Raw genomic sequence first — 5,428 nt, 5'->3', positions numbered from 1 at the left:
CGCCGCCCTCACCCGCGCCCGGCTCCGTACCGCCCCCACTCCCGGCCGGCTCGGCACCGCCCGCGATGGCGTCAGCCGCTCCCGCGCCGCCTCCGGCCGACCCCGTGCTCACCGGCGCCGCCGACTCGTTGGCCAGGGAGGTCCGGCGGCGCTGGCGGCGCGAGGAGGAGCAGCGTCGGGTCCACGATCCCTTCCCGCTCCCGGTGCGCTGGCAGCCGGCGCCCGCCTCCCTGACGGACCACCCGGAGAACATCCAGCGGGTGGAACCGGGCGCCACCGCCGTGGGCGTGGACCTGAGCGGTGACGTCCGCAGTGTGGCGGAGACCTACCGGCGCATCGGGTCCGGGCGGTTGGTGATACTCGGCCGGGCGGGCTCGGGGAAGTCGGTGCTCGCCGTCCGCTTCGCCCTCGACCTCCTCGCGGCCCGGGCGCCGGTCGATCCGGTGCCGGTGATCGTCAGCCTCGGCTCGTGGGACCCGGCCACCACCACCGTGCGGGACCTGCTGGTGGGCCGCCTGCTACGGGACCACCCCCACCTCGCCCGCCGGGTCGCCGGCGGAACGACGCAGGCCGCCGCACTGGTCGACGCCGACCTGATCCTGCCGGTCCTTGACGGGTTCGACGAGATCGCGCGGGGTCTGCGCGGCGCGGCGCTGGAGGCGCTGAACGACACCTCCCTGCCGCTGGTCCTGACCAGCCGCCGGAACGAGTACGCCCAGGTGGTCACCGCCACCCGGGCGCCCCTGGTGTGGGCCGCGGGCATCGAACTGGCCGACCTCACCGTCGAGGATCTCGCGGCCTACCTGCCCCGCACCGCACGACCCGTCGCCCACGACACCCCCCGCGCCACGGGCGTGTGGGACGAGGCGCTGGACGCGTTGCGGGCCAGTGGCGCCGCCCCCGGGGCCGCCCGGCTCGCCGACGTGCTGCGCACCCCGCTGATGGTGATCCTGGCCCGGACGATGTACAGCGAGGCGCCCGACCGCAGCCCCGCCGAACTGCTCGACACCACACGCTTCCCCACCCCGAGCGACCTTGAGGAACATCTGCTGGCGGGCTTCGTACCGACGGTCTACCGGCCGCGTGCGCCCGAGCGGTCCGAGAACGGTCGGCGGCAGCGGGACTGGGATCCCGGGCGTGCCCAGCGCTGGCTGGGCTACCTCGCCCACAGCCTCGACCAGGGGGGCGGCGGCCGGCAGGACCTCGCCTGGTGGCGACTCAGTCGCGGGCTGCCGACCGCGACCCGCGTCCTGCACGTCACCCTGACCTCCGCCCTGTGCATGGCCACGGCCACCTGGCTGGTGGGGCTGGTCGCCCAACTCTGGGACTCCGTCGAGTGGTTCGGCCCGGAAGTCGTCCTGGCGCAGGGGACACTGGTCGGGTTGATCGCCGGGGTGTCCTTCGGACTCGTCTACGCCGTGATGGCCGCCCTGGACCGGGTCGCCTTCCAGCCGTCCCGGGTACGGCTCAGACTGCCGGCCGCGGATCGCCGGATCGCACGCCGGCCGCTGCGCGCGTTCACCGCCCGCTTCGGGTTCATGCTCCTGGGTGGGGCGGTGCTGGGCGTCGGATACGCCTGGGCGCACGCTCTGCTCCGCTACCGCTACCTCGGGGCCTCGCTCTCCGGCCCGGGCGTGCTGATCAACATGCTGGTCTTCGCGCTGATCTTCGGCCTGTCGGCCGGGCTGGTCTTCGGGCTGCTCGCGGCCTTCGAAGCGCCGATGGACGTCACCGCGGCGGCCACGCCCGTCCGGCTGCTGTCCGCCAACCGCGCGACCGCCGGACACCAGCTCCTGGTACTCATGCCGGCGGTCACCCTCGGCGTCGGCCTCTGCGGCTTCCTTGTCGTCGGCCTGTTCCAGGACCTCCTCGGGCCGCTGGTGTGGCGGCTGGCGGACGCGGCCCTGCTCGGCGCGGTCGGCGGACTGGGCGGCGCGTCGTCCTACGTGCTGGTCTTCACCGCCTGGGGGCAGTGGCTCACACTGTCCCGCGTCTGGCTGCCGCTGACGGGCCGGCTGCCCTGGAACACCGTCGCCTTCCTGGAGGACGCCTACCGCCGAGGCGTGCTGCGCCAGACCGGCGCCGTCTACCAGTTCCGCCACATCCGGCTGCAACGCCACCTCGCCCAGTCCTACCGGCCGTCACCTCAGCCGGTGGACCAGGCGGCGACGAGCGGTTCGAGGCGGACGCGGACGTGAGGGTCGGTCTCGGCCCGGCAGGCCCGGCACGCCCGGCACGCCCCGCACGACGGCCGTGCCGGGCGTGATCCGACGTTCAGTTCGTCGCGGGGGACAGGAGGACGTCCACGAGGCGGTCCGCCGCGTCGGGGCGGCCGTGGGCGCGGGCCCGCTCCGCCAGCGCCTCCCGCCGGGTGGGGTCGGTGAGGAGCGGTGCCAGTGCTTCCTGGAGGCGGCCGGGTGTCATGTCGTCGACGAGGGCGACGGCGGCGCCCGCCTCCTCCAGGTGCCGGGTGTTGTGCGCCTGCTCGTTTCCGGCCGACGTGGCGCGCGGGATGAACACGGCCGGGCGACCGAGGGCCGGCAGCTCGGCCAGCGTCCCGGCGCCGCTGCGCGAGACGACGACGTCGGCGAGCGCCAGCACGTCGGGGAGTTCGGGGCCGACGAAGCCCGTGAGGTGGTAGCGCCCTGCCAGTGTCGGCGGCAGGGCCGCCGCGTGCCGGCGCAGCTCCTCGATGTTGTCGGGGCCGCACTGGTGGACCACGTTGGCCCGCTCCAGCAGCCAGGGCAGCGAGTCGCGGACCACTCCGTTGACCTGCTGGGAGCCCTGGGCGCCGCCGGTCACGTACACGGTCGGCAGGCGTCGGTCGAAGCCGGTCAGGCCCAGTGCGTCGGCGGCCTTGTCCGGGCGGTCTGCCAGGACCTCCGGCCGGATCGGATTGCCCGTGACGACCGCCGCGCCGCGGACCGCTTCGGACAGCAGGGGCAGCGTCGATTCGGACGAGACCGCGATCCGCGTCGCGGAACTCGCCAACTTGCGCTTGGCCAGGCCCAGTCGCACGGTCTGCTCGTGGAGCACCAGCGGGCGGCGGCACAGCCGTGCCGCCAGGCCGGCGGGGACGGCCACGTAGCCGCCGGTGGCGAGCACGACGTCCGGCTGGAAGTCCGGGACGAGCTTGTGCGCCTGCCCGACGCCGAGCGGGACGCGCGCCATGTCCCGGACGTTCGACGGGCTCACCAGCTTCAGCGGGTTGGCGGACCGGCGGATCTTGATAGTCCGTCGATGGCCTGTCCGGGGCGTCAGCTCGATGAGGGGCGCGGAACGGCTTGGTCGGGATCTCCCGCCCGAGTTCGCCGTACTCGCCGGTGCCGGAACGGTCGAGGACCTTCCGGGCCGCTGCTTGTCCTGTGCTGCCGCGTTGTAGAGCTCGCGGGCTTCCTCGTAAGTCTCTGCGGCCTCCATGGCTTCCTCAGTGGTCGGGGGCTCTTCGACGTGGGGGCCGGAAGGCGATCCGCTCTTGGTGGGCGCGGCCGGCGGTGGCCAGGACAGCGTCCGCGGTGGTGGCAACGGCGCGGAGCAGGGTGCCGATTGCCCACAGTTCACTCACCCAGTCCACTCACCATCCCACAGTCCACTCACCATCCCACTTTGCCTTGCGTAGCCGTCCTGACCCACTCCGTATCGAGTGACTGCCCCCTCAGCGGGAAACGATCTCCGGTCGGCTGGGAAGCGATCTTCAACCGCTTGTGGCCCGCCTGGTCAGGCACACTCCCACGACGGGGCCACCGGGTCAGTCGGGTCCACTGCCCGGTTCCTGTCCGCGGACCCACTGCCCGCGGTGAGTGCTTCGACGGCTGCTGAGGTGTCGCGACTCACCGCCCGGTGGCCGCACCTGGCCGTCGAGATCCTCGACCGGCGTCGCGGTGCCGAGCCGGTGTCATGGGGGCGGTGACCTGCGAGGGGCGGCGTCCTGGGCGGGCCAGAGTGGTGGGGGAGGTGAAATGCGGGTGGCGGCTCGGTGGACGGCGGGGCACATTATCAACACCGCTCCATACCATGCCCGTTCGGGCTTCGTGGCCGCTGCGGTGGCGGGCGGCGACGGTGGGCTCCGGCAACGTCCCAGCGCCCGAGCGCTGTTCATCCGGCTGCGGCAGGCCCGGGCCCGTACGGGCCCGGCTGGAGCCCGTTGTCGAACCGAGTGCCGGGCAGGTTGAGAGATGATCGCAGCCGGAGCACAGTGATCGAGAATTCACTTATAGTGGCTCCGAATTGAGCGGAAGCGGGCCGAGTGGAGCCGACTTCCGCAACCATCCGTCCACGAGGACAACGATTGATGACAGCGCACACCCTGCCCGCGCGTCGGCGGTCGGAGCGCCCTCCGCTCAAGCCGGCCCTGCTCGCCCTGCTGATCTCGGCCGTGGTGACCGGCGCCGGGTGTGCCGTGGCGGTCCTGCTGGCGCCGGAGTCGATCAGGACGCCGCTCGCGTACGGCGCGGGAGCGGCGGCCGTGCTGCTGTGCGCCGCGGCGGTGACCGTCACCCGGCAGTCGCAGCGCGCGCAGCTGCTGCGTGAGGACATCGCGGACCTTGAGCACGAGTCCGCCCGGCTCGCCGAACGCACCGTCCCGGCGCTGGTGGAGCGGCTGCGCGACGGGTCGTCGGCGGAGACGGCACTCGCCGACGTGCCCCCGCCGCCGCTGGAGGCGCACCGGCAGGTGCTCCGCACCGTCGCCGACGAGTTCGGGCGCAGCGAGGGCGGCCGGGCGGCGGCCATGGCGGCCTGCGCCAGCGCCGCCGGACGCATGCAGGCGCTGGCCACCGGCATGCTCGCCGACCTGCGGGAGATGGAGCACCGGCACTCCGACGAGACGGTGCTCGGTGACCTGCTGCACCTGGACCACCGCACCGCGCAGGCCGGACGTCTGGCGGACAGCATCGCGGTTCTCACCGGGGCCCGGTCCGGGCGGCGTTGGGCGAAGCCCATCGTCATGGAGAGCATCATGCGCGGGGCCATGGGCCGGATCGCCGGCTACCAGCGGGTCCGGCTGCACTCGACGACGGGTGTGGCGGTCGCTGGACACGCCGCCGAGGGCGTCATGCACGCGCTGGCCGAACTGCTCGACAACGCGGCCAACTTCTCGCCGCCCACCGCCGAGGTCCACGTCTACGTGGAGGAGGTGCCGGCCGGCGTCATCATCACCATCGAGGACAGCGGCCTGGTGATGAGCGATTTCGCGCTGCGCCGCGCCGAACGGGCCGTCTCCGGTGAACCCCTGGACCTGACGTCGTTGTCCGGGACCCGTCTGGGTCTGGCCGTGGTGGGGTGCCTGGCCCGTAAGCACGGGCTGACCGTGTCGTTCCGCCCGTCCGCCCGGGGCGGCACCGGCGCGCTGGTGCGCATCCCCCAGGAGCTGATCACCCGCCCGCGGACCGGGGAGGCCCTGCCCGGCCGGCAGCGCACGCCGGCCCCC

The 5,428-nt window shown here is 73.7% G+C and carries 3 protein-coding genes and 1 pseudogene; 2 read left to right on the top strand and 2 right to left on the bottom strand.

Features of this window, described 5'->3' with window-relative positions; all coding sequences use genetic code 11:
- A partial coding sequence (locus tag ACYVE9_RS14345; RefSeq protein ID WP_461028220.1) for an XRE family transcriptional regulator occupies nucleotides 1-2,198 on the top strand: 2,198 nt, incomplete at its 5' end.
- Between the two features lie 76 nt (nucleotides 2,199-2,274).
- Here ACYVE9_RS14345 and ACYVE9_RS14340 read toward each other — a convergent pair.
- Nucleotides 2,275-3,234: pseudogene (locus ACYVE9_RS14340) on the bottom strand (UDP-N-acetylglucosamine--N-acetylmuramyl-(pentapeptide) pyrophosphoryl-undecaprenol N-acetylglucosamine transferase); the annotation flags it as partial.
- A 193-nt stretch (nucleotides 3,235-3,427) separates the two neighbouring features.
- On the bottom strand, nucleotides 3,428-3,565 hold the full coding sequence (locus ACYVE9_RS14335) for a hypothetical protein (protein ID WP_461028219.1): 138 nt from the start codon (nucleotides 3,563-3,565) through the stop codon (nucleotides 3,428-3,430).
- A gap of 726 nt (nucleotides 3,566-4,291) precedes the next feature.
- Here ACYVE9_RS14335 and ACYVE9_RS14330 point away from each other — a divergent pair.
- The coding region (locus ACYVE9_RS14330; protein WP_461028218.1) for an ATP-binding protein at nucleotides 4,292-5,428 on the top strand (1,137 nt) is incomplete at its 3' end.

It is taken from the genome of Streptomyces sparsus (assembly GCF_054776295.1).
Note: the sequence above shows the minus strand (reverse complement) of the source record. Positions and strands in the feature narration are given on the sequence as shown.